The organism is Telluria sp. AZSoR62 (genome assembly GCF_058111565.1).
Genome location: NZ_JBYTST010000111.1, coordinates 1 through 404, shown reverse-complemented (window position 1 = coordinate 404; position 404 = coordinate 1). Strand labels below are relative to the sequence as shown.

Below are 404 nucleotides of genomic sequence, written 5' to 3'. Positions count from 1 at the left end.
TAGAACTGCGGACGGTAGTTGTTGAAGAACGGGGTGTGACGGCCGCCTTCATCTTTCGACAGAACGTAGATCTCGCCGGTGAAGTGGTTGTGCGGCTTGATCGAACCTGGCTTGGCCAGGACCTGGCCACGCTGGACGTCTTCACGCTTGGTACCGCGCAGCAGCAGGCCGACGTTGTCGCCAGCTTGACCCTGGTCCAGCAGCTTGCGGAACATTTCCACGCCGGTGCAGGTGGTCTTGACGGTGTCGACGATACCGACGATTTCGATTTCTTCGCCGACCTTGACGATACCGCGCTCGACACGACCGGTCACGACGGTGCCGCGGCCCGAGATCGAGAACACGTCTTCCACTGGCATCAGGAAGGCGCCGTCAACAGCGCGCTCTGGCGTTGGGATGTAGGT

At 60.9% G+C, this 404-nt stretch carries 1 protein-coding gene; it reads right to left on the bottom strand.

The genetic code is table 11. The features are described from left to right. The coding region (locus tag AC3XQU_RS23105; protein ID WP_489876493.1) for an EF-Tu/IF-2/RF-3 family GTPase at nt 1–404 on the bottom strand (404 nt) is incomplete at both ends.